At 58.0% G+C, this 23,535-nt stretch carries 13 protein-coding genes, 2 tRNA genes and 3 rRNA genes; 6 read left to right on the forward strand and 12 right to left on the reverse strand.

The genetic code is table 11. The annotated features are described in order from the left end of the window. Positions 1–40 precede the first annotated feature (40 nt). The 4 genes from aceK (at position 41) to P9875_RS00800 (ending at position 4,941) form a co-directional block, all read left to right on the forward strand. The gene (gene aceK / locus P9875_RS00785) at positions 41–1,840 is read left to right on the forward strand and encodes a bifunctional isocitrate dehydrogenase kinase/phosphatase (RefSeq protein ID WP_278317337.1); all 1,800 of its coding nucleotides are present in this window, start codon (positions 41–43) and stop codon (positions 1,838–1,840) included. Next, positions 1,837–3,033, forward strand: coding sequence for an acetyl-CoA C-acyltransferase (locus P9875_RS00790; RefSeq protein WP_278317338.1), 1,197 nt, complete (start codon positions 1,837–1,839; stop codon positions 3,031–3,033). Before aceK ends, P9875_RS00790 begins: the two co-directional genes overlap by 4 nt. 72 nt (positions 3,034–3,105) lie before the next feature. Further along, a complete protein-coding gene (locus P9875_RS00795) occupies positions 3,106–3,774 on the forward strand; it encodes an SDR family oxidoreductase (RefSeq protein ID WP_278317339.1) in 669 nt (222 codons plus the stop codon). Positions 3,775–3,813: 39 nt separating this feature from the next. Continuing rightward, a complete protein-coding gene (locus tag P9875_RS00800; protein WP_278317340.1) occupies positions 3,814–4,941 on the forward strand; it encodes an acyl-CoA dehydrogenase family protein in 1,128 nt (375 codons plus the stop codon). 410 nt (positions 4,942–5,351) lie between these two features. On the opposite strand, the gene P9875_RS00805 is transcribed toward P9875_RS00800, so the two are convergent. The 4 genes from P9875_RS00805 to P9875_RS00820 all read right to left on the reverse strand — a co-directional run bounded on the left by P9875_RS00805 (position 5,352) and on the right by P9875_RS00820 (position 12,274). Continuing rightward, on the reverse strand, positions 5,352–6,245 hold the full coding sequence (locus P9875_RS00805) for a YihY/virulence factor BrkB family protein (protein ID WP_099403708.1): 894 nt from the start codon (positions 6,243–6,245) through the stop codon (positions 5,352–5,354). Between the two features lie 86 nt (positions 6,246–6,331). Continuing rightward, entirely contained in the window at positions 6,332–7,411 is a 1,080-nt protein-coding gene (locus P9875_RS00810; protein ID WP_099403707.1) for a S66 peptidase family protein, read from the reverse strand. An 89-nt stretch (positions 7,412–7,500) separates the two neighbouring features. Further along, positions 7,501–10,251, reverse strand: a complete 2,751-nt coding sequence (locus tag P9875_RS00815) for a TonB-dependent receptor (RefSeq protein WP_278317341.1) — start codon at positions 10,249–10,251, stop codon at positions 7,501–7,503. Positions 10,252–10,468: 217 nt separating this feature from the next. After that, on the reverse strand, positions 10,469–12,274 hold the full coding sequence (locus tag P9875_RS00820; RefSeq protein ID WP_278317342.1) for an ABC transporter substrate-binding protein: 1,806 nt from the start codon (positions 12,272–12,274) through the stop codon (positions 10,469–10,471). A gap of 214 nt (positions 12,275–12,488) precedes the next feature. On the opposite strand from P9875_RS00820, the gene P9875_RS00825 reads away from it, so the two are divergent. Beyond that, positions 12,489–13,727 (forward strand): nucleoside recognition domain-containing protein, encoded by a 1,239-nt coding sequence (locus tag P9875_RS00825; protein ID WP_035823177.1) that lies wholly within the window; start codon positions 12,489–12,491, stop codon positions 13,725–13,727. A gap of 8 nt (positions 13,728–13,735) precedes the next feature. Continuing rightward, positions 13,736–15,238, forward strand: coding sequence for a D-alanyl-D-alanine carboxypeptidase/D-alanyl-D-alanine endopeptidase (gene dacB / locus P9875_RS00830; RefSeq protein WP_099403706.1), 1,503 nt, complete (start codon positions 13,736–13,738; stop codon positions 15,236–15,238). A 15-nt stretch (positions 15,239–15,253) separates the two neighbouring features. Here dacB and P9875_RS00835 read toward each other — a convergent pair whose 3' ends face one another. The 8 genes from P9875_RS00835 to P9875_RS00870 form a co-directional block, all read right to left on the reverse strand. Next, on the reverse strand, positions 15,254–16,105 hold the full coding sequence (locus P9875_RS00835) for a CPBP family intramembrane glutamic endopeptidase (protein WP_278317343.1): 852 nt from the start codon (positions 16,103–16,105) through the stop codon (positions 15,254–15,256). Positions 16,106–16,123: 18 nt separating this feature from the next. Beyond that, on the reverse strand, positions 16,124–16,597 hold the full coding sequence (locus P9875_RS00840) for a MarR family winged helix-turn-helix transcriptional regulator (RefSeq protein WP_099403705.1): 474 nt from the start codon (positions 16,595–16,597) through the stop codon (positions 16,124–16,126). Positions 16,598–16,768: 171 nt separating this feature from the next. Then, positions 16,769–16,881 (reverse strand): 5S ribosomal RNA (rrf, locus tag P9875_RS00845). Between the two features lie 138 nt (positions 16,882–17,019). Further along, a 23S ribosomal RNA gene (locus tag P9875_RS00850) occupies positions 17,020–19,909 on the reverse strand. A gap of 242 nt (positions 19,910–20,151) precedes the next feature. Then, positions 20,152–20,227, reverse strand: a tRNA-Ala gene (locus P9875_RS00855). A gap of 26 nt (positions 20,228–20,253) precedes the next feature. Continuing rightward, a tRNA-Ile gene (locus P9875_RS00860) sits at positions 20,254–20,330 on the reverse strand. An 81-nt stretch (positions 20,331–20,411) separates the two neighbouring features. After that, positions 20,412–21,942, reverse strand: a 16S ribosomal RNA gene (locus P9875_RS00865). The 16S, 23S and 5S rRNA genes sit together here with 2 tRNA genes alongside, the layout of an rRNA operon. A gap of 401 nt (positions 21,943–22,343) precedes the next feature. Beyond that, a complete protein-coding gene (locus P9875_RS00870) occupies positions 22,344–23,534 on the reverse strand; it encodes a Wadjet anti-phage system protein JetD domain-containing protein (RefSeq protein ID WP_278317344.1) in 1,191 nt (396 codons plus the stop codon). Position 23,535 lies beyond the last annotated feature (1 nt).

Genomic DNA, 23,535 nt, shown 5'->3' on the forward strand with positions numbered 1-23,535 from the left:
ACGATCGACTGGGTGATGAGCCATTCATGCGAGCACAACTATGACTCACATTGCCTTCCCCAAATTGCTCTCTTCCCAGATTGCATTCGATATCGCGCGCACCATCCGCGACGGCTTCGACAAGCATTACCGTTTGTTCCGCGAAACCAGCCGGCAAGCCAAGCAGTATTTCGAGCAAGGCGCCTGGGCCGCGGCGCAGACGGCGGCCCGCGAACGCATCGACTTTTATGACAAGCGCGTGCAGGAATGCGTGCAGATGCTCGAAGATGAGTACGAAGAGTCGGAGTTGAGCGATGAAGTGTGGCGCGAACTGAAGTTGCATTACATCGGCATGCTGACGGAGCACAAGCAGCCGGAACTGGCGGAAACCTTCTTCAATTCCGTCTGCTGCAACATCCTGCACCGCACATATTTCAATAACGACTATATTTTCGTGCGTCCCGTCGTTTCCACGGAATACATCGAAACGCAAGATCCGGCCCCCACCTACCGCGTGTATTACCCGGGCAAGGATGGCTTGCGCCACACCTTGACGCGCATGGTGAGCAACTTCCAGCTGAACTGCGCCTTTGCCAACCTCGAGCGTGACGTGGCACAAGTGGAAGCGCGGCTGCAACAGCTGTTCGGCGGCGACCGGCTCGAACCGAACCACCAGATCCAGGTCCTGACCAGCTTGTTTTTCCGCAACAAGGGCGCCTATCTGGTCGGCAAGGGCATCAACGGCAACCGCGAATATCCGTTCGTCGTGCCGATCCTGCACAACCGGCACGGCAAGCTGGTGCTCGACACGGTGCTGTTCGAGCAGCAGCAGATCGCCGTGCTGTTTTCATTTACGCGCGCCTATTTTCTGGTGGATATGGAAGTGCCGTCGGCCTATGTGCAATTTCTGCGCAGCTTGCTGCCGCGCAAACCGCGCAGCGAAATCTATACGATCCTGGGCTTGCAGAAGCAGGGCAAGACCTTGTTTTACCGCGACTACCTGCAGCATTTAAAACACTCGTCGGACCACTTTGAAAGCGCGCCCGGCATCCGTGGCCTCGTGATGCTGGTGTTTGCCCTGCCCTCGTTTCCGTATGTCTTCAAGGTCATCAAGGATTTTTTCCCGCCGCCCAAGGAAACCACGCGCGCACAAGTCCAGCAAAAGTATTTACTGGTGAAACACCACGACCGGGTAGGCCGCATGGCCGACACGCTCGAGTATTCCAACGTGGCCTTTCCCCGCGCCCGTTTTGCCGAGGAATTGCTGGCGGAGCTGAAACAGTTCGCGCCCTCGCTGATCGAAGAAGACCACGAGCAGATCATCATCCGCCACCTGTACATCGAGCGGCGCATGGTGCCGCTGAACATGTGGCTGAGCAATGCCGAGAAGGAAGGCCGCGCTGACCTGGTCGAACACGCCATCATCGAGTACGGCAACGCCATCAAGGAACTGGTGGCGGCCAATATTTTCCCCGGCGACATGCTGTATAAAAACTTTGGCGTGACCCGTCATCAGCGCGTCGTTTTTTACGATTACGATGAAATCGAGTACATCACCGATTGCCAGTTCCGCGTCATCCCCGAGGCGCGCACGGAGGAGGAAGAAATGTCGGCCGAACCGTGGTATCCCATCGGCAAGCACGATGTGTTTCCCGAACAATTCGGCACCTTCCTGCTGGGCAATCCCCGCATCCGCAAGTATTTCATGCAGCACCATGCCGACCTGCTGACGGCGCAATATTGGCAGGCGCGCAAGCAGCGCATCGAAGACGGCCATATCGAGGACGTCTTCCCGTATCCGCAGCACCTGCGTTTTTGTATGCAGTCACCATCCCCACCTTTAACCGGAGATCCAACATGAATGATCCAGTCGTAATCGTCGGTGCCGCACGCACCCCCATGGGCGCCTTCCAGGGCGACTTCGCCAACGTCACCGCCAGCGACCTGGGCGCCGTGGCCATCCGCGCCGCCGTCGAACGGGCCGGCGTGGCGCCGGATGCCGTGGAACACGTATATTTCGGCAATTGCCTGATGGCTGGCCAAGGCCAGGCGCCCGCGCGCCAGGCCTTGCGCAAGGCGGGCTTGCCCGATTCCACGGGCGCCGTGACCCTGTCGAAAATGTGCGGCTCGGCCATGCAGACGACCATGTTCGCGCATGACACCTTGCTCGCCGGCAGCGCCGACGTGGTGGTGGCGGGCGGCATGGAATCGATGACCAACGCCCCCTACCTGGTGCCGAAGGCGCGCGGCGGCTACCGCATCGGCCACGGCATGATCTATGACCACATGATGATGGATGGCCTGGAAGACGCCTACAGCCGCGATGAAAAGGGCAATGCCCGCTCGATGGGCACGTTTGCCGAAGAGTGCGCCAGCCAGTACGCCTTCACGCGCGAAGCGCAGGATGCGTTTGCCATCGAATCCGTGAAACGCGCGCAAGCGGCCACCAAGGATGGCAGTTTTGAGTGGGAAATCGCGCCCGTCACCGTTTCCGGCCGCGGCGGCGACACCATCGTCAGCATCGATGAAGGCCCGCAAAAGGCCCGCCTGGAAAAAATCCCGACCTTGAAGGCGGCGTTCAAGAAGGATGGCACCATCACGGCCGCCTCCTCCTCGTCGATCAACGATGGCGCGGCAGCCCTGGTGCTGATGCGCGAATCGACGGCGAAAAAGCTCGGCTGCACCGTCATCGCGAAAATCCACGGCCACGCCACGCATGCGCAGGCGCCAAACGAATTCACCACGGCCCCCATCGGCGCGGTGAAAAAGCTGTACGCCAAGACGGGCTGGAGCAGCAGCAATGTGGACTTGTTCGAGATCAATGAAGCGTTCGCGGCCGTGCCGATGGCCGCCATGCACGACCTCGACATTCCGCACAGCAAGATCAACATCCACGGCGGCGCGTGCGCGCTGGGCCACCCGATCGGCGCCTCGGGCGCGCGCATCATCGTCACCCTGCTGGGCGCCTTGAAAAAAACCGGCGGCAAGCGCGGCGTGGCGGCCCTGTGCATCGGCGGCGGCGAAGCGACGGCGATGGCGATCGAACTGGTATAAGCTCTTCCTGAGCACGGGCGCGCACCGCGGTTTACGGTGTGCGCTTTCATTTTATTTTCAGGGGGAATAAATATGCCTACCGCATTGATCATCGGCGCCTCGCGCGGCATCGGCCACGAAATCGTCCGTCAATACCGCCACGATGGCTGGCGAGTGATTGCCACGGCGCGCACGCAAGACGCTTGCGACGCCCTCGCGCAACTGGGCGCGGAAGCGCACCGGCTCGACGTGACGGATGTGGAAGGCTGTGCCGGCCTGGGCTGGAAACTCGACGATGAAAAACTCGACGTGGCCATCCTCAACGCGGGCGTGTATGGCCCCCGCCACGACGGTATCCCCACGCAAGCAGATTTCGATGCCGTCATGCACACGAACGTGCTGGCGGCCATGCGGCTGCTGCCGCTTCTGGCGCCGCTGGTCGGCAATGCCAAAGGGAAACTTGCCGTGCTGTCCTCGCACATGGGCTCCCTGAGCGAGCGGGGCAACCCCAGCGGTTCGCTATACCGCGCCAGCAAGGCAGCCTTGAATTCCGTGCTGATCGACACGTCCCTCGTGCATGGCCCGCAAGGCGTCAGCTGCGTCGCCTTCCATCCGGGCTGGGTACGCACGGACATGGGCGGCGCCGGCGCCGATATTTCACCCGAGCAAAGCGCTGCCGGCATCCGCGCCACCCTGGCCAGTCTGCCGGCCACGGACAAGGCCGTGTTCCGCAATTACGATGGCAAGCCCATCGCCTGGTAATTCCTGCCTCCACCATAAAAACAAACGAGACGACGTCCCATGATACTCAATGAAGAACAATCGATGATCCAGGAAGCGCTGCGCAGTTTTTCGCGCGAGCGCCTGGCGCCCAACGCGGCCCGCTGGGACAAGGAACATCATTTCCCGAAAGAAGAATTGCAGGAACTGGCCGCGCTGGGCGCCTTTGGCGTGGCAGTGCCCGAAGCGCTCGGTGGCGCCGGCCTCGACTACGTATCGCTGGCCCTGGTGCTGGAAGAAATCGCCGCCGGTGATGGCGGCACCTCGACCATCATTTCCGTCAACAATTGCCCTGTGTGCAGCATCGCCATGATGTACGCCAACGAGGCGCAAAAGGAACAATGGCTGCGTCCACTGGCGCAAGGCGCCATGCTCGGTGCGTTTTGCCTGACGGAACCGCACACGGGCAGCGACGCCTCGGCCCTGCGCACGACGGCCACGCTCGACGGCAATGAATACGTGCTCAACGGCACGAAGCAGTTCATTACCAGCGGAAAATATGCGGACGTGGCCATCGTCATGGCCGTCACCGACAAGGCAGCCGGCAAGCGCGGCATCAGCGCCTTCTGGGTGCCGACGAACACGCCAGGCTACATCGTGGCGGGACTGGAACAGAAGATGGGCCAGCATTCGTCGGACACGGCGCAAATCCTGTTCGACAATTGCCGCATCCCGGCGGAAAATTTAATCGGCGAAGAAGGACAAGGCTACAAGATCGCCCTGTCCGGCCTGGAAGGCGGACGCATCGGCATCGCCTCGCAAGCCGTGGGCATGGCGCGCGCCGCGTATGAAGCGGCCCTGCAGTACGCACGCGAGCGCGAAAGTTTCGGCAAACCCATCTATGAACATCAGGCCGTGCAATTCCGCCTGGCCGACATGGCCACGCAGATCGAAGCGGCGCGCCAGTTGATCCGCCACGCGGCATCGATGAAGGATGCGGGTTTGCCCTGCCTGAAGGAAGCGGCCATGGCCAAGCTGTTTGCGTCGGAAATGGCGGAAAAAGTGTGCTCCGACGCCATCCAGGTGCATGGCGGCTACGGCTATGTGTCCGACTTCCCCGTCGAGCGCATCTACCGCGACGTGCGCGTGTGCCAGATTTATGAGGGGACCAGCGATATTCAGAAGATTTTGATTGCAAGGGCGTTATAAACCCCAGGCAAAGGCTGGGGTCAGACCCCCACATGCGTTAGCGCGGAGCTTTGCGTTAGCGGTGTTGTGGGTCTGACCCCATACGCCAACTATGGACGAAAAAAAAGCCCGCTAGCGCGGGCTTCGTTCCAATGTATTACCAATGCTTTAATCGTGTCATGGACGCCAGTGCTATCTGCAAAGTGCCTCCTGATTTTCGGACTCCCATGCTATCTGCATGGTGACTCCAAGTGTAAAATCGACCATCGTATCCGGAATTACAAAATCCATTTCTTCGCACTGTCACGCCATCGACATTACACCTGTCGGTCGCCGCGCTGAAACTGGATGGTGAGATGATTTGCTGCCAAATCTCAATCACTGAACGGAGTATAGCACAGCATTTTGTGCGGTGCAATAAATATTTAAAATCAAGTCCTTAGCGCCAGCGGCTTGTCCTCTTGCCCGCCACGGGCCACTCTTTCGTATTCGGAAATCACTTGCGCGCCCAGCAGCAGCAGGGTGGCGCCGATTTCCAGGCTGAACATGACGACGATGGCCGTCGTCATCGAGCCATACACAACATTGACCTGCGACAAGGTGGAAAAATACCAGACCAGCACGTGACGGGCGATTTCCCACAGCAGGGCCGCCGTCACGCCGCCGATCAGCGCATGCGTGATCGATAATCTTCCCACCGGCATGACCAGGTAGATCGAACTGAGCACGAGAATTTCGCCCGCCAGCCCCAGCAAATACAGCAGCACGCCGGACACGCCTTCCAGGCCCCAGTCATGGCGCAGGAAGCGCACGCTTTCCTCGCCCATCACCTGCAGGCTGCCCGCCACCAGGGTGATCAGCAAGATGCCCACGCCCAGGCACAGGATATAGCAGTACGGCAAGATAGCGGAAATAAGGAAATGGCGGCGGCGGATGGCCACGCGGTGGATAAAGATCACGCTCATGGCGTTTTCCAGCACGGTAAACGCCAGCGAGCTGAAAAACAGCATGGTCAGCAGTAGCAGCCAGCCGATCACGCCCCGGTTGTTAAGGAAGTGCGCGACCTCGGCCACGATGGCTTTCGATTGCCCCGGCACCAGCCATTCCAGGTAATGGCCTATGGTTTGCAGCAATTCGTCCTGCGCGATCACGTGCGACAGGGCCACCACCACCAGCATCAGCAGGGGCACGATGGACAGCAGCGAGTAATACGCGACGGCGCCCGCCAGCAGCAACCCCTGGTTGGCGCGAAAGCCCTTCAGCACCTGCAGCACGAAGGCCAGCGGATGGCTGAGGATGTAGGTACTGGCGTGGCGGTTGATCATGTCGGGTGCGGTGAAAAGGCGACGCGGCCTCGTGCCACGCCTGCAATCACACTAGCATACTGACAATCACCCCGCTGCACCGTACGCTAGCAGACGCCTGGCTCCAATAAGGTCAAGGTTTGCCGGTCCGCGTCCAGGGTGGCGAGGATGCCCATCGGTAGCGTGAACTGGTGGCGGATGTGGCCAAACGAATAGCCGCTGACGGCCGGCACCCGCAAAGGCTGCAAATGCTGGTCCAGGGTGTCGTTCAGGGTCAGCGCCGTGTCGCCGTCAGCCGCCTCGCAATGCTCGAAGATGCCCAGCATCAGGGCCGCTGCCTTGTTGAACCCCACGGACAGGTCGAGCTGGCACAACATTCTGTCGATGCGGTACGGCACTTCGTTGATTTCTTCGAGGAACAAAATATGCTCGCGGAAATCGGCCGCATACGGCGTGCCGGCCAGCGCGCTGACCAGGCACAGGTTGCCGCCCGTCAAGCGTCCCGTCGCCTGGCCGCCGTGCACGGTGCGGATGGCGAAGTTCGGCTGCGTCTGCGCGCGGCGGTGGTTGTCCTGCGCCATCGGGATCGTGTACTGCTCTTGCGGCGTCATCAGCACGTTTTGCAGCTGCGTCACCGTGTACTCGGAAAACGTGGACGAGGCCACGGGACCGTGAAAGGTCACCAGACCCGTCTGGCGGGCGATGGCCAGGTGTAAGGCCGTGATGTCGGAATAGCCGATCAGCACTTTCGGGTTGGCGCGGATCAAGGCGTAATCGAGCAGCGCCAGCAGCGAAATGCAGCCGGAGCCGCCGCGAATGGCCCACACCGCCTTGACGTCCGGATCGCGGAACGCGGCGTGCAGATCGTCCAGGCGCTGCTGCACCGTGCCCGCATAGTTGCCGTGCACGGCCCGAATATTCGCGCCCAGGCTGGAGCGCAGTCCCAGCGATGCGATATTGCGCTGGGCCTTGGCAATGGACTCCTCATCCGTAAAGCCGCCCGGTGCGATGATGGCGACCAGGTCGCCGTCGCGCAGGCGCGCCGGCTTGATCAATGCGTGTGGCTGTTGCATGCGTTTGCCCTTCCCTTGCGCGGCCGCCGCCCACGCCGGTGTGCCTGCCGCCCCGAAGCTGGCGGCCAGCAAGCCGCCGAAGCGGCGCCGGCTGAGATTGGTCTGACTGGACATGCGGCCCTTTCCTGGAATAAAAAACGGCGACGCCAGGCGCCGCCGCACGAGGTTAGCATGCCAGCGGGATCACCGCCGGCATGGCCGCCTTACATGAACTTGTACTTCAGCTGGAAGGTGAAGGCGCGGCCACGCGCGTCGGCCACGCGCGGATCCCAGCCGGCGCCCACCACTTCATCCACGTTGTGCGCGGTGAACGGTGGATCGCGGTCGAACAGGTTCTGGATGCCCAGGGTCAAGGTGGTATTCTTGAAGCCCGTGTACGTGCCCGACAAGCTATACGTGGTGTAGCTGGACACATCGGACTTGAAGCCCGGCGGCGGCGTGCCCTTGCCGTCATTCGGTACCTGGTCCTTGTAGCCGGAAGCAAAACTCTGGATCAGCAAGCCGCTCCAGTCGCCGCGCGAGACACCGAAGCTGGCGTTGTGTTTCCAGCGCAAGTACAAATCACGCGTGTAGAAATTGCCGACCAGCTCCTTGTATTCTTGCCCCTTGTATTCGGCAAACTTGAAGCTGTCCATATACGTGCCGTCCAGGGTGGCCGTCCATTTCACGTCCTTGACCTTGCCTTCGCCGCGCAAGCTGACGTCCAGGCCGCGCACGCGGCTGCCGCCCGCATTGAACCAGCCCGCCTGTACGTAATCGATGGTGCCATCGGCCTTGCGGAAAATATACTGGTTCAGCGCCTGGTAATTGGCCAGCACGACTTGCGGCGTGCGTTTCAGGAGCTGGTCCTGGGTATTGATGGCCCAGTAATCGAACGAGGCGGAATACCCCTTCACCGGTTCGATGACGATGCCGACGCTGCCCTGCTTCGACGTCTCCGGCTTCAGGTTCAGGTTGCCACCCGTCGTGTAGCTGAGACGATCGATGCTGCAATATTCCTTCACGCCAGGATTTTTGGCGCAGCCTTCCTGATCTTTCACGCCATTCGGCAATTCCTGCGTCAATACACCTGAATACAGCTGGTCGAAACTCGGTGCCAGGAATCCCTTGCTGGCCGAGGCGCGGAACAGGATGAAGTCGGCCGGCTGGTAACGCAAGGCAATCTTCGGATTCGTGGTGGCGCCCACCTGGCTGTAATCATCACGGCGCACGGCCAGCTGCATTTCCAGGTCTTTCATGACGGGTACCAGCAACTCGGCATACACGGCCTTGACGTTGCGGCTGACATCCTTCAATGCGGCATTTCCTGGCGCCAACAGAATCAGGTTGGCATCGACATCCTGTCCGAAACTGTAGCCTTCACGGCGCAAATCAAAACCGGCGGCCATCGCCACGGCGCCAGCCGGCAGCTGGAACAGCTCACCGGAAACGGCGCCATCGATCTGGGTCAGGGTCGTCTTGCCATGCTGGAAGGCGCCACGGAACTTGGTCGACTCGATCAATTGCCTGGCCGCTTCCGTCTGGCTCTGGCCCGCGCCCACCCACGGATTGATGATGCCGGTCCCCAGGGCCGCGTACAGCTTGTCCGTGTAGGAATAGCCATCCGTCAGCTTGGTCTTGGTGGTGCTTTGCGCGTAGGAAATACCGGTCTTGTAATCCCACTTGCCGAAGCTGCCTTCAAAACCCAGCAGTACGCGGGCATTGTCGGTCGTGTTTTCCTGCGTGCGGTTGCCCACGTCATTGGCGCGCCATTTGTAGGCAATTGGCTTGGTATTGTCGAACGTGGGAATATAGGCCGACAAATCCTGGTAATACGCGCCACCCACCGGATACACGGCCTTGTTGGCAATGCTGGTCTGCACCTGCATCGGCGTCAAAATCGCCGTGGCCTTGGTGCGCGAACCGAGCGCTTCGACAAACATGCGGTGGTCGGGCGCCAGCTTGAACGTGCCGCGCGACAGGAAATTGGCCCGTTCAACAGGGAATTGCAGCACATAGTCGGCACCATAGTCGTAGGCGCAGGAATACTTGGTGCGCAACGGCGACGTCACGTCTTTCCACAGTGCCGTCTGGTATTGCGACATGCCGGCGACGCTGTCGCACTTGCCCTGGAAGCTCAGGGGATTGGCTTGCAGGTATTGATTCGGGTCGCCAGGCAACTGGAACGCGGTGCCCAATGCCGTGCCGGCCCCCGCCATCTGGTTGGCAAACGGCGTGCCCGTGGTGTCCGGCGACAGGCCACGGCCCGGCTGGTAGCCATTGACGAAGGAGCGGTCGCTGCCGTTCAGGCGCTGCGCCTTGTCGACGGTCAGGCTGGCCATGAGGTTGTAGCCGTCCTCTTCCAGCGAGCCCGTGCCGGCCAGGATGGAAGCGCGGCGCGTGGCGCCGCCGCCCGCTTGCGTGTCGTTGGTGGAAACGGAGGCTTCCACGCCGCTGTAATTGGTTTTCAGAATGAAATTGATCACGCCGCCGATGGCATCCGTGCCGTAGATGGCCGAAGCGCCATCCTTGAGGATTTCCACGCGCGAAATGGCACCGAGCGGAATGGAGTTCAAGTCGACGGCACGGCCACTGGCGCCATGCGTGGCCACGCGGCGGCCGTTCAGCAGCACCAAGGTCGCGCCCGGTCCCAGGCCGCGCAGCGAGGCGAACGAGGCGCCGCCAGCCAGGCGGTCCGCATCGGCGCCAAACACATTATTGCCCGAAGTCATGTTCTCGGCACCCGTGCCATTCGCCGACAGGGTACGCACCAGTTGCTCGGCCGTCGTGATGCCCTGCTTTTCCATCTGCTCAAAGCTGATGACTTGCACCGGCAGCGCGCCTTCCTTGGCCACACGTTTGATGCTGCTGCCCGTGACTTCGACCCGTTGCATTGCTGGTGCCGCTTCCTGTGCCATCACCGGCCCCACCACCCCCATCAATGCCACCAATTGCGCTAGCTTCTTCAATTTCACGGGTCTCTCCTTTATTTGGGCAATCGAAACTTGAGTTCTCAAGTCAGGCTGTTAGATATGTCGCAACGTCTGTCTCGCAGTACATTTTTTTATGACATTTGCGCATGACTTTATTTGTTTTCATTTTCAGAGTAGCGCGATGCATCCGGGACCAGCCAATGAAAAATGCTTTCCTAACCATAACTTTTTGGAATGAATGCCCTTTTCAGTGACATGGTCACTTGCCTGCGGGGCGACCCTTGCGCATATCGACGTCCAGATAGCGCCAGGACGTGAATTCCACAGGGTGGCGCCTGTAGTTTTTTAGCCACGGTTGCTGCAGGTCGGCAGAGATGGGATGCGTCAGCAGCACCCACGGCGTGTAGGCGTGGATCAGCTGAAACAGGTCGAAGTACAGACTGCGGCGGCGCGGCGTATCGGATAGCAGGCGCGCCTCCTCATAGCGTTTATTGTAATCGGGCAAGTTGAAGCGGGCATAGTTGGCGCGGCCAACGTTGCCGCCATACAACAATTGCATAAAGTTATCGCCATCAGGGAAGTCGGCGATCCAGTTGGTCTCGAACATCTGCACCTTGCCCAGGCGCGACGCCTTGATGATTTCCGTCTTCTTGTCGCTTTTAAATTCCACGCGCAGGCCGATGGCGTTCAGGTTGCGACGCCACAGTTCGTCGCGCAAGCGTCCTACCGTGCTCGGCTCCGTGTGCATGGTCAAAATCAAGGGCGTGCCATCGGGCTGCGTGCGGAAACCATCTTGACCCGCCTTGTAGCCGAAGCGCTCCAGCAAGGCGCGCGCCAGCACGGGATCGTAGCCGACGGGGCTGCGGTAAGCCTTGTCGTAACCGAGCACATTCGGCGGCAGCGGCGATTGCGCCGGCAAGGCCAGGCCCTTTTTCAGCAGCGCGATGTCTTCGCGGCTGTTGTAGCTGAGGGCAATGGCGCGCCGCAGGGCCAGCTTGTCCTTGCCCGTGCCGCCCAGCACGGGATCGTCCATGTTCATCCACATGTAATACGTCTGCAGCACGGGAAAGCGCGTCAGCTGCATGCCCTTGGCGGCCAGCGCCGGTTTCAGGGCGCCGTTTTCCAGCACCATGTCCGTCATCGATTCGGGCACTTGTTCCAGGTAATCGAATTCGCCTTTCAGGAAACCCAGCATGCGCGATTGATATTCCTCAACGATGCGCACCTCGATGCGCTCGACCAGGGGCAGACGCTGGCCTTCCAGGGCGGTGGCGATGGCGCGCGCGTCCGGAGGCAAGGCGGCCAGCGCCTTGGTTTCCGTATGGAACACGGTGGGACGGAAAGTCGGATTGGCTTGCAGCACGATCTTGTCGCTGCGCTTCCATTCCTTGACCAGGAATGGCCCCGTGCCCACGGGGTGGTTGCCGATCTGCCCTGCCGCCGGGTACGCTTCGGCCACTTCGCGCGCCACCACCGCTGTCGCCGGCATGGCCAGGTAAAACAGGAAGTTCGGATCGACGCCGTTCAAGCGGATGCGCAGGGTGTATTTGTCCAGCGCCTGCAGGCCGGCGATCGGCGTGTCGTAGCTGAATTTGGCTTTCAGGACCGCATCGCCCACCAGCTTGTCTTCCAGCAAGAACAACCACGGCGACTTCAGGCTGGGGTCATACAGCCGCGTCAGGCTGTAGACATAATCCTGCGCCGTCACTTCGCGCGGCTGACCCTTGAAAGCGGGATCGGGCGTAAAGAAAATACCTGGCTGCAAGTGAAAGATATACGTGCGACCGCCGTCTTCCACGGTGGGCATGCCGCGCGCCGTATTGCCCTGCAGTTGCACCGGCCGCGCCAGGTAGTCGTAGCGCAAGAGCGGATCAAAAATGTTTTCCATCAAATTCAGGCTGGCCAGGTCGGACGCCACGGCCGGGTCCAGGCCCGTCTCGCTGGTGCTCAAAAACAAGTGCAAGGTCTTGTTCGCGCGGGCATCGGCGGCGGCGTGGGCCGCTACAGTGAACAGCGTCAGCAGGGCCAGGCCGGCGGCGCAGGCGGTTTTGCGTAAAAACATCATCAATGATCCAGTGCAGACAAGGGTAAGGAACAGCGGTAAGCGACAGGCATGCCCCACACTACGCGGGCAAGCGACGGGGCGCCAATGAAAACAGGCTGCCAGCTTATAACTTTTTGGCATGCGATTGCTGCATTCTTTCATCAACTCGTATCGGGCTGCCCCTATACTTTGTTTGCAGACATTTTTCACTCCCGACACACAGAACTGATCGCATATGGCACTTAATTACATCTGGTCCGGCTTTTTCCTCGTTGGCTTTCTGGCCGCAGTGCTGCAGTGGCTGTTTCTCGGCGATACCGATATCTTCAAGCGCATCATCGACGGCACCTTCGAGACGGCGCGCATGGGCGTGATGGATATCGCCCTGCCGCTGGCCGGCGTGATGACCTTATGGCTCGGCATCATGAACATCGGCGAAAAGGCGGGCATCGTCGGCTGGCTGGCCAAAGTGATCGCCCCCTTCTTTTCGCGCATCTTTCCGGAAATTCCGAAAGACCACCCGGCCACGGGCCACATGGTGATGAATTTCTCGGCCAACCTGCTGGGCCTGGACAATGCGGCCACGCCGTTCGGCTTGAAGGCCATGGAAAGCCTGCAAACCTTGAATCCGAACAAGGAAGAGGCGACGAATGCGCAAATCATGTTTTTGGTGCTGCACACCTCGGGCCTGACCCTGATTCCGCTGGCCATCATGGCGCAGCGCTCCATCCTCGGCGCGGCCGATCCGTCCGACATCTTTATCCCCTGCATGATCGCCACCTATGTGGCCACCGTGGTCGGCATCATCACGGTGTCCATCAAGCAACGCATCAACTTGCTCAACCGTGTCGTGCTGGGCTGGATGGGCGGCATGACGAGCGCCATCGTCGCCATGATCTGGTATTTCACGCAATACCTGACGAAACAGGAAATCGAGCTGGTTTCCAAGGTGGTCAGCAACCTGGTGTTGATCAGCGTCATCGCCATTTTCATCATCGGCGCGCTGCGCAAGAAAGTGAATGTGTACGACGCCTTCATCGAGGGCGCGAAAGGCGGCATCCAGACCTCGATTACCGTGATTCCCTACCTGGTCGGCATGCTGGTGGCCATCAGCGTGATCCGCAACGCGGGCGTGTTCAATTTCCTGATGAGCGGCATGAACTGGTTCTTTGCCAACCTGGGCATCAATACGGACTTCGTGCCCGCCCTGCCGACGGCCATGATGAAGCCGCTCAGCGGCTCCGGCTCGAAAGCCATGATGATCGATGCCATGAATACCTACGGCGTCGACTCCTTCGTCGGCCGCCTGGCCTGCGTCTTCCAGGGCTCGGCCGACACCACCTTCTATATCGTGGCCCTGTACTTCGGTTCCGTCGGCATCCGCAAGACGCGCTATGCGATCACGGCCGGCCTGATCGCCGATCTGGCTGGCGTAATCACGGCCGTCTTCGTCGCCTACGTCTTTTTCCACTAAGGAGCACCATGTTACGTCCTGTTCTGATGGCTGCGCTGTTGGCCGGTCTTGGCCTGTCGACTGCCCACGCGCAATTGCCCGAATCCGTCAGCCTGCTGCTGCGCAGCGCGAATATCCCCGAAGACGCCATGGGCGCCATCGTCTTGCGCGGCAACACCACCGTGCTGTCGCATGGCGCCGAGCGCAGCATGCAACCGGCCTCCACCATGAAGCTGGTGACGGCGGCCGTGGGCCTGGAGCAATTGGGTCCCATCTTTCGCGGCCGCACGGAGTTGCGCACCAGCGCCGACGTCATCAATGGCGTGCTGAAGGGCGACTTGATCCTGCGCGGCGGCGCCGACACGGATTTCAATGCGGACGTGCTGGCACACATGCTGCAGACCCTGCGCAACCAGGGCATCGTGAAAATCAAGGGCGATTTGATCCTCGACCGCCAACTGTTCCAGCCGGCCCGGCCCGATATCGGCGCAGCGCCGTTCGATGAGTCGGCCGAATTCCGCTACAACGTCATCCCCGATGCCTTGTTACTGAACACCAATCTGCTCGATATCAATATGACTTCGACGGAGCGGCAATTGAGCATCCTGATGCAGCCGCCGCTGGAGAACGTCAGCATCACGAGCGACATGAAGCTCATCAAGGGCAGTTGCGCCAGATGGGAAGACGGCTGGCGTCCGCCCGAATACCGGCGCGATGCGAGCGGCAAGCTGCAGGTCATCCTGCACGGCACCTTCCCGCAAAATTGCAGCAAGGCCACCAGCATCAATGTGCTCGACCGCAATGATTATGCGGACCGCTTGTTCCGTACCACCTGGAAACGCCTGGGCGGCACGATCACGGGCACGGTGCGCGAAGCGCCGGCAACAGGCTTGCCGCCGACGGCCGAACCGGTCGGCACGCGCATGCTGGCCGACCACGTGGCGCGCGCCTTGCCGGAAGTCTTGCGCGATATTAACAAGACATCCGACAACACCCTGGCCCGTACCCTGTTCCTGAGCCTGGGTAGCTTGCAAAGCGATGGCTGGCTGGGCAGCCGCCCCGTGGCCATGGCGGCGCCGGAAGACACGGCCACGCGCGCGCGGCTAGTCATCCAGGAATGGTTCCAGCGACACCATATCGACACCCAGGGCATGCTGGTCGACAACGGTTCCGGCTTGTCGCGCACAGGGCGCATTGCGCCTGCGCAGCTGGCAGGCGTCTTGCAGGCAATGCAGCAAAGTCCGTGGGCGCCCGAGTTCCAGTCCAGCCTGCCCATCGTGGCGCTGGACGGCACCATGCGCAAGCGCCTGCTGAACACTCCGGCCGCCGCGCGCGCGCGCATCAAGACGGGAACCTTGAAGAATGTGGTCGCCATCGCCGGCTACGTGCCAGACGCCAACAACCAGCTATGTGTGGTGGTCGCCATGATCAATAGCGACCTGGTGGGTAATGGCAACGGCCGCGCGGCCGTCGATGCGCTGATCGAGTGGGTGGCCAAAAGTGGCGCAACGCCGGTGGTGGCTGGCCAATAAAACAGGTGCAGTGGCCTAGCGTGGTGCGCTGGCAAAGGCCAGGCGCAGCACATACGCGGCGACGGCGCTGATCAGCAAGACCGTCACCAGCGACGCTTCCACGCCGAAGGCGCCGCCCGTCAGCATGGTATTGCCCAGCAGTTCGCCACGCAGCAGCCCATCCGTGGCCGCATGGCCCGACACCGTCGAGGAGAATACTTGGCTGACACAATAATTCCAGCCGACGTGCGTACCGATGCACACCCACAGGCGGCGGGTCTGTATGTACAGGGCCGCCTGCAGCACGCCATACGCGACAAGCGCGATGATTGCCAGCAGCGAAAAGCCGGCATTGGGCAAATGGGCCAGGGCGAACACCAGGGATGAAATCACGATGGCGGCCTTGCTGCCCAGCGCACGTGCAGTCACGCCAAAGAGCACGCCGCGAAACATCATCTCCTCGGCCATGCCGACCAGCACCAGTTCAGCCAGCGGCAGCAGCAACAAGACGCTCAGGGCATTGACGCCGCCAAGCTGATACACGCCCAGCGCAGCGAGCACAACAAAGGTGAGAACGACCAGGCCTGCGCCGAGCAGCAATCCACGTCCCAGTTCACGCGCCATGCCCGGCATTGCCAATTCATCCGGCTGGCGTTTTTCGATGTGGCGAACATAAAAACGGTAGCCGCACCACACCAGCAGCGCCGCCAGCAATTGCGGCCACAGGATGCGGTAAGGCTTTTCCACCACATGGGAGGCGATGCCCATCACCAGCGGTACCGCGGCAAAAGTGAGGACCATGCCCAGCACAATCTGCACCAGGGGATAGGCCATCAGGCGAGCCAGGGGGGATTTTTTGCTTGCCATGCTCAGGGTGTTGTCCATCATCGCTTTCCTCGTGGGTTGTCAGGGAGTGGCTGCTACTTTCTTGCTTGCATCGCGGATGCGCTCGCCGAATGAACGCTGTTCCAGAATCGTGATGGCTTGCGCCAGGCATGTGGATAAAGGAAATGCCAGTTCCGCGTCCAGGCTGTCGGCAGCACGCTTGGTCGCCTGCCAGCACATCTGCAGATGGGGCAGCAGCGCCTCGCCCTGGCTGCTCAGGCGTACCACACGCTGTCGGCCATCTTCGCCACCGGCAGCCACCAGCAGCAAGCCTTCCTTTTTCATCAGTGCCACCGTTTGCGTGGCGGCTGGCTGCGTGATGCCTGCCAGCTCGGCCAGCTGGCCGATGGTCGCGCTTTGCCGTTGCGCCAGCACCCGCATCACGGGCGTGTAGCGCGGCCGGTAATCGAGGCCCGCGTCCGCGTAAGCTTGCTGGACGGCGCCGTCCAGCAGTTCAATCAGGTGGCGTAGTTGTGTTCCGAGTCCTTGTTTCATGTAGCGATAGTAACAGTATTTATATAAGCACTTATATAAATAATGAAAGCTGTTGCATTTTATGCACAATAGACATGATGGATGCCTGAAACAGGAGGGAGTGGCAGGAATTGCCAGACGAAAAAAAACCCCACCATTGCTGGCGGGGTTTTTCTCTACTGCGAATAACAAGCCTGACGATAACCTACTTTCACACTGGTTGCAGCACTATCATCGGCGCAAAGTTGTTTCACGGTCCTGTTCGGGATGGGAAGGGGTGGGACCAACTTGCTATGGTCATCAGGCATAACTTGTACTGGCGTTTGTCTCCAATTGGACGACAAAGCCTGAATCTGGAAGAAGCAAAGATTGGGGTAATGACTGGTAGTATCAACACACACGCAACGTTGTACCGTCTTATCCTCTGTACCTGCTAAGGTTATAGGGACAAGCCGTACGGGCAATTAGTACTGGTTAGCTTAATGCATTACTGCACTTCCACACCCAGCCTATCAACGTCCTGGTCTCGAACGACCCTTCAAAGAGCTCAAGGCTCTGGGAAATCTCATCTCAAGGCAAGTTTCCCGCTTAGATGCTTTCAGCGGTTATCTCTTCCGAACTTAGCTACCCGGCAATGCCACTGGCGTGACAACCGGTACACCAGAGGTTCGTCCACTCCGGTCCTCTCGTACTAGGAGCAGCCCCCTTCAAATTTCCAACGCCCACGGCAGATAGGGACCAAACTGTCTCACGACGTTTTAAACCCAGCTCACGTACCACTTTAAATGGCGAACAGCCATACCCTTGGGACCGGCTACAGCCCCAGGATGTGATGAGCCGACATCGAGGTGCCAAACTCCCCCGTCGATATGAACTCTTGGGAGGAATCAGCCTGTTATCCCCAGAGTACCTTTTATCCGTTGAGCGATGGCCCTTCCATACAGAACCACCGGATCACTATGTCCTACTTTCGTACCTGCTCGACTTGTCAGTCTCGCAGTTAAGCACGCTTATGCCATTGCACTATCAACACGATGTCCGACCGTATCTAGCGTACCTTCGAACTCCTCCGTTACACTTTAGGAGGAGACCGCCCCAGTCAAACTGCCTACCATGCACTGTCCCCGATCCGGATAACGGACCAAGGTTAGAACCTCAAACAAACCAGGGTGGTATTTCAAGGTTGGCTCCACGAGAACTAGCGTCCCCGCTTCAAAGCCTCCCACCTATCCTACACAGATTGGTTCAAAGTCCAATGCAAAGCTACAGTAAAGGTTCATGGGGTCTTTCCGTCTAGCCGCGGGTAGATTGCATCATCACAAACATTTCAACTTCGCTGAGTCTCGGGAGGAGACAGTGTGGCCATCGTTACGCCATTCGTGCAGGTCGGAACTTACCCGACAAGGAATTTCGCTACCTTAGGACCGTTATAGTTACGGCCGCCGTTTACTGGGACTTCAATCAAGAGCTTGCACCCCATCATTTAATCTTCCAGCACCGGGCAGGCGTCACACCCTATACGTCCACTTTCGTGTTTGCAGAGTGCTGTGTTTTTATTAAACAGTCGCAGCCACCAGTTTATTGCAACCCTTTCACCCTCATGGAGTAAACCATTCAAGCTACCGGGGCGTACCTTTTCCCGAAGTTACGGTACCAATTTGCCGAGTTCCTTCTCCCGAGTTCTCTCAAGCGCCTTAGAATACTCATCTCGCCCACCTGTGTCGGTTTGCGGTACGGTCTCGTATGACTGAAGCTTAGAGGCTTTTCTTGGAACCACTTCCGATTGCTTCGTGAATAAATTCACTCGTCTCAACCCCTTGAATTCCGCACCCGGATTTGCCTAAGTGCCTTCTATGAGCCAAAAACCAACTATTCCAACAGTTGGACAACCTTCCGCGATCCGTCCCCCCATCGCATCATACGACGGTGCAGGAATATTAACCTGCTTCCCATCAGCTACGCATCTCTGCCTCGCCTTAGGGGCCGACTCACCCTGCTCCGATGAACGTTGAACAGGAAACCTTGGGCTTACGGCGTGGAGGCTTTTCACCCCCATTATCGCTACTCATGTCAGCATTCGCACTTCTGATACCTCCAGCATCCTTTACAAGACACCTTCGCAGGCTTACAGAACGCTCTCCTACCATATATATCTGTGATAAATCACAGAACAATATCCGCAGCTTCGGTGACTGGCTTAGCCCCGTTACATCTTCCGCGCAGGACGACTCGATCAGTGAGCTATTACGCTTTCTTTAAATGATGGCTGCTTCTAAGCCAACATCCTGACTGTTTTAGCCTTCCCACTTCGTTTTCCACTTAGCCAATCTTTGGGACCTTAGCTGGCGGTCTGGGTTGTTTCCCTCTTGACGCCGGACGTTAGCACCCGACGTCTGTCTCCCAAGCTCGCACTCATCGGTATTCGGAGTTTGCAATGGTTTGGTAAGTCGCAATGACCCCCTAGCCATAACAGTGCTCTACCCCCGATGGTGATACTTGAGGCACTACCTAAATAGTTTTCGGAGAGAACCAGCTATTTCCAAGTTTGTTTAGCCTTTCACCCCTACCCACAGCTCATCCCCTAATTTTTCAACATTAGTGGGTTCGGACCTCCAGGGCGTGTTACCGCACCTTCATCCTGGCCATGAGTAGATCACTTGGTTTCGGGTCTACACCCAGCGACTGATCGCCCTATTCGGACTCGATTTCTCTACGGCTTCCCTATGCGGTTAACCTTGCCACTGAATGTAAGTCGCTGACCCATTATACAAAAGGTACGCAGTCACGGAACAAGTCCGCTCCTACTGTTTGTATGCACACGGTTTCAGGATCTATTTCACTCCCCTTCCGGGGTTCTTTTCGCCTTTCCCTCACGGTACTGGTTCACTATCGGTCGATTACGAGTATTTAGCCTTGGAGGATGGTCCCCCCATATTCAGACAGGATGTCACGTGTCCCGCCCTACTTGTCGTACGCTTAGTACCACCGGTCCGATTTCACATACGGGGCTATCACCCACTATGGCTCCTATTTCCAGAGGATTCTGTTATCGGTCCGACTATCACGTACAGGCTCTTCCCATTTCGCTCGCCGCTACTTTGGGAATCTCGGTTGATTTCTTTTCCTGCAGCTACTTAGATGTTTCAGTTCGCCGCGTTCGCCTTGCATACCTATGTATTCAGTATGCAATACCCTAAAAGGGTGGGTTGCCCCATTCGGAAATCTGCGGATCAAAGTGTGTTTGCTCACTCCCCGCAGCTTATCGCAAGCTACTACGTCCTTCATCGCCTGTAATCGCCAAGGCATCCACCATGTGCACTTATTCGCTTGTCCCTATAACGTTAGCCTCTGCTCACCGAGGTGACCAAAGAGCGCTACAGGGATAAGAAAGTACAACGTTGTTGCTTGTTTGTTGATACATACAATCATTACCCATCGATTTGCTTTTTACGGCAAACCGATCAATAAATAATCTTTACTTCTTCCAGATTGTTAAAGAACATACAGCACTTGGTCTCGAAAAGACCAAACCTAAATCCCGGCGCACTATCTGCACTGATTTACGTTTGAACTTTTGGTGGAGGATGACGGGATCGAACCGACGACCCCCTGCTTGCAAAGCAGGTGCTCTCCCAGCTGAGCTAATCCCCCTATGGGTATTTCCAGACTACAGAAACTGGTAGGGCTGGTTGGACTCGAACCAACGACCCCCGCGTTATCAACACGGTGCTCTAACCAGCTGAGCTACAGCCCCAAATGCTGTTCTTTATATTAACAGCCGATAAGTGTGAACATTTGATGCGTGAATCATTTACATGATTCGTGCAAACTCTAGAAAGGAGGTGATCCAGCCGCACCTTCCGATACGGCTACCTTGTTACGACTTCACCCCAGTCACGAATCCTACCGTGGTAAGCGCCCTCCTTACGGTTAAGCTACCTACTTCTGGTAAAACCCGCTCCCATGGTGTGACGGGCGGTGTGTACAAGACCCGGGAACGTATTCACCGCGACATGCTGATCCGCGATTACTAGCGATTCCAACTTCATGCAGTCGAGTTGCAGACTACAATCCGGACTACGATACACTTTCTGCGATTAGCTCCCCCTCGCGGGTTGGCGGCGCTCTGTATGTACCATTGTATGACGTGTGAAGCCCTACCCATAAGGGCCATGAGGACTTGACGTCATCCCCACCTTCCTCCGGTTTGTCACCGGCAGTCTCATTAGAGTGCCCTTTCGTAGCAACTAATGACAAGGGTTGCGCTCGTTGCGGGACTTAACCCAACATCTCACGACACGAGCTGACGACAGCCATGCAGCACCTGTGTACTGGTTCTCTTTCGAGCACTCCTCAATCTCTCGAGGATTCCAGCCATGTCAAGGGTAGGTAAGGTTTTTCGCGTTGCATCGAATTAATCCACATCATCCACCGCTTGTGCGGGTCCCCGTCAATTCCTTTGAGTTTTAATCTTGCGACCGTACTCCCCAGGCGGTCTACTTCACGCGTTAGCTGCGTTACCAAGTCAATTAAGACCCGACAACTAGTAGACATCGTTTAGGGCGTGGACTACCAGGGTATCTAATCCTGTTTGCTCCCCACGCTTTCGTGCATGAGCGTCAATCTTGACCCAGGGGGCTGCCTTCGCCATCGGTGTTCCTCCACATATCTACGCATTTCACTGCTACACGTGGAATTCTACCCCCCTCTGCCAGATTCTAGCCTTGCAGTCTCCAATGCAATTCCCAGGTTGAGCCCGGGGATTTCACATCAGACTTACAAAACCGCCTGCGCACGCTTTACGCCCAGTAATTCCGATTAACGCTTGCACCCTACGTATTACCGCGGCTGCTGGCACGTAGTTAGCCGGTGCTTATTCTTCAGGTACCGTCATTAGCAAGAGATATTAGCTCTCACCGTTTCTTCCCTGACAAAAGAGCTTTACAACCCGAAGGCCTTCTTCACTCACGCGGCATTGCTGGATCAGGCTTTCGCCCATTGTCCAAAATTCCCCACTGCTGCCTCCCGTAGGAGTCTGGACCGTGTCTCAGTTCCAGTGTGGCTGGTCGTCCTCTCAGACCAGCTACTGATCGATGCCTTGGTAGGCTTTTACCCTACCAACTAGCTAATCAGATATCGGCCGCTCCACGAGCATGAGGTCTTGCGATCCCCCACTTTCATCCTTAGATCGTATGCGGTATTAGCGTAACTTTCGCTACGTTATCCCCCACTCTAGGGTACGTTCCGATATATTACTCACCCGTTCGCCACTCGCCACCAGAGCAAGCTCCGTGCTGCCGTTCGACTTGCATGTGTAAGGCATGCCGCCAGCGTTCAATCTGAGCCAGGATCAAACTCTTCAGTTTAATCTCTGTTACTTTGCCCTTTTACAGGCACCATCATTGCTGATGGGTCGCTCACTCAAAAAACTGACAGGCTACTTCCGAAGAAGTATCCTATTTCATTATTTCTTGTGAACATTTGATATTTTAAGTTTTACGCCAATCCGAAGATTGACGCTGCACTTACATCAAATGCCCACACTTATCGACTGTTAATTGTTAAAGAACTGTATTCGGTACTGCTTTCGCGCTATCGACAAAGCGTTGTGTTTGCCAGCTGCGAAGAAGGAAGAGTATGAAGCATTTCGCTACATCCGTCAACTCCTTCTTTTCCTGCCTTACTCGGCATTTGCATGCATCGTTCAGCGAGGGGGCGAATTATAGCCCTACGCCGCGATAGCAGCAAGTCTTTAATCCAAGATTTGTTAGTCAAGGTTTTGTATCGCTGTCCTGACCCAGCGAAAACCCAGTCTTTCCTGCTCCATGCGGAGGCACTCGCCCAAAGCATGTTCGTGCAGTATTTTAAACAGGGCCAGTTCCTCATGCGTCAAGCGGGTCAGATGACCACTGTGGCGTTTATGCGGCTCTTCACTCCCCCACAACAAGCGGTGCGCTTCCAGGGTCGCGATGTCCATCAGCATGGAGCGTGCTTGCGGCAAGTATGCGCGCAAGCGATCCAGTATAGCAAAACCGTGCGTATCGATATCGCCCCAGTAAATTACTTCCTTGTAAGCCAACCAGGGCACATCGCCTAGGCGTTCGACACTATAACCGCCGCCGAAAATCACCATGCTGTCTTCAACCTCCGGAAATGCCAGGCCATTGATTTCATTCTCGGTAATAAAGACGCGTTTTACATTGACATGCAAGGCAGCGAACTGCGCTACCGGTACGCTCAGGTCAGACAAACCAGCGATATAATGACGCGGATCGAGCAGGCGAAAACGTATCAATACCGGTTTGCTCAATAATCCATAACGCGTTTCAAATTGGCGCGCCCCGACGGCCTGCGCGTCGATCGCCTCGGGCAGCATTAGCTGATCCAGTAATTCCGCCAGCAAGGCCTTGCGCGTTTCGATGAATTTTCCATCCACCCCAGCGATGTCGAGTTCGCGCAAGTAAAGCTGCGGACGTGGATGCGCCACAAACCATTGCAAAATCAGCACGATGCGCTCCCATGCGGGCGCGTGCTCGAGCAACTGCATCGGATGGCGCACGATCCAGCCAGCCAAAGCAGGAAAAACCTGCAGCGTCAGCAATTGCTCGAAACGCCGCTTCTCCGCCATTTTTCCGATCAGCCGCAAGGCGTCGCCCTCTTCCTCCACGATCAAGCCAGCCGGCATGCGATTGCGCCCCAACTGGCGATGATTGATATCACGCCATTCGATGGTGTAGCCGTAGCCCTTGTGACTCTTGCTGCCTTCGTCAAGTTGGCGTATCCAGCGCCGCACTTCATCGAATTGCTCGCCCAGGTGCGCCGAGGCTGGCTGGCGCAGATTGAGGTGCAAAGGAAACAGCGCGCTCTGATTGACATGCGCAGCCAGCAGGCGACCGCTGTCCCACAGGCGCAGTAACTGTGTACGAATGTCGGCCGGCGTGGTCCAGTTGCTGCTCATG

Source organism: Janthinobacterium rivuli (genome assembly GCF_029690045.1).
Classification (GTDB): domain Bacteria; phylum Pseudomonadota; class Gammaproteobacteria; order Burkholderiales; family Burkholderiaceae_D; genus Janthinobacterium; species Janthinobacterium rivuli.

Bases quoted from the DNA above. Each gene is read 5' to 3' on its own strand.
- P9875_RS00805 (WP_099403708.1), bottom strand. From the start codon at position 6,245: ATGATCAACCGCCACGCCAGTACCTACATCCTCAGCCATCCGCTGGCC.
- P9875_RS00790 (WP_278317338.1), top strand. From the start codon at position 1,837: ATGAATGATCCAGTCGTAATCGTCGGTGCCGCACGCACCCCCATGGGC.
- dacB (WP_099403706.1), top strand. From the start codon at position 13,736: ATGTTACGTCCTGTTCTGATGGCTGCGCTGTTGGCCGGTCTTGGCCTG.
- aceK (WP_278317337.1), top strand. From the start codon at position 41: ATGACTCACATTGCCTTCCCCAAATTGCTCTCTTCCCAGATTGCATTC.
- P9875_RS00795 (WP_278317339.1), top strand. From the start codon at position 3,106: ATGCCTACCGCATTGATCATCGGCGCCTCGCGCGGCATCGGCCACGAA.
- P9875_RS00870 (WP_278317344.1), bottom strand. From the start codon at position 23,534: ATGAGCAGCAACTGGACCACGCCGGCCGACATTCGTACACAGTTACTG.
- P9875_RS00825 (WP_035823177.1), top strand. From the start codon at position 12,489: ATGGCACTTAATTACATCTGGTCCGGCTTTTTCCTCGTTGGCTTTCTG.
- P9875_RS00820 (WP_278317342.1), bottom strand. From the start codon at position 12,274: ATGATGTTTTTACGCAAAACCGCCTGCGCCGCCGGCCTGGCCCTGCTG.
- P9875_RS00835 (WP_278317343.1), bottom strand. From the start codon at position 16,105: ATGATGGACAACACCCTGAGCATGGCAAGCAAAAAATCCCCCCTGGCT.
- P9875_RS00810 (WP_099403707.1), bottom strand. From the start codon at position 7,411: ATGTCCAGTCAGACCAATCTCAGCCGGCGCCGCTTCGGCGGCTTGCTG.
- P9875_RS00840 (WP_099403705.1), bottom strand. From the start codon at position 16,597: ATGAAACAAGGACTCGGAACACAACTACGCCACCTGATTGAACTGCTG.
- P9875_RS00800 (WP_278317340.1), top strand. From the start codon at position 3,814: ATGATACTCAATGAAGAACAATCGATGATCCAGGAAGCGCTGCGCAGT.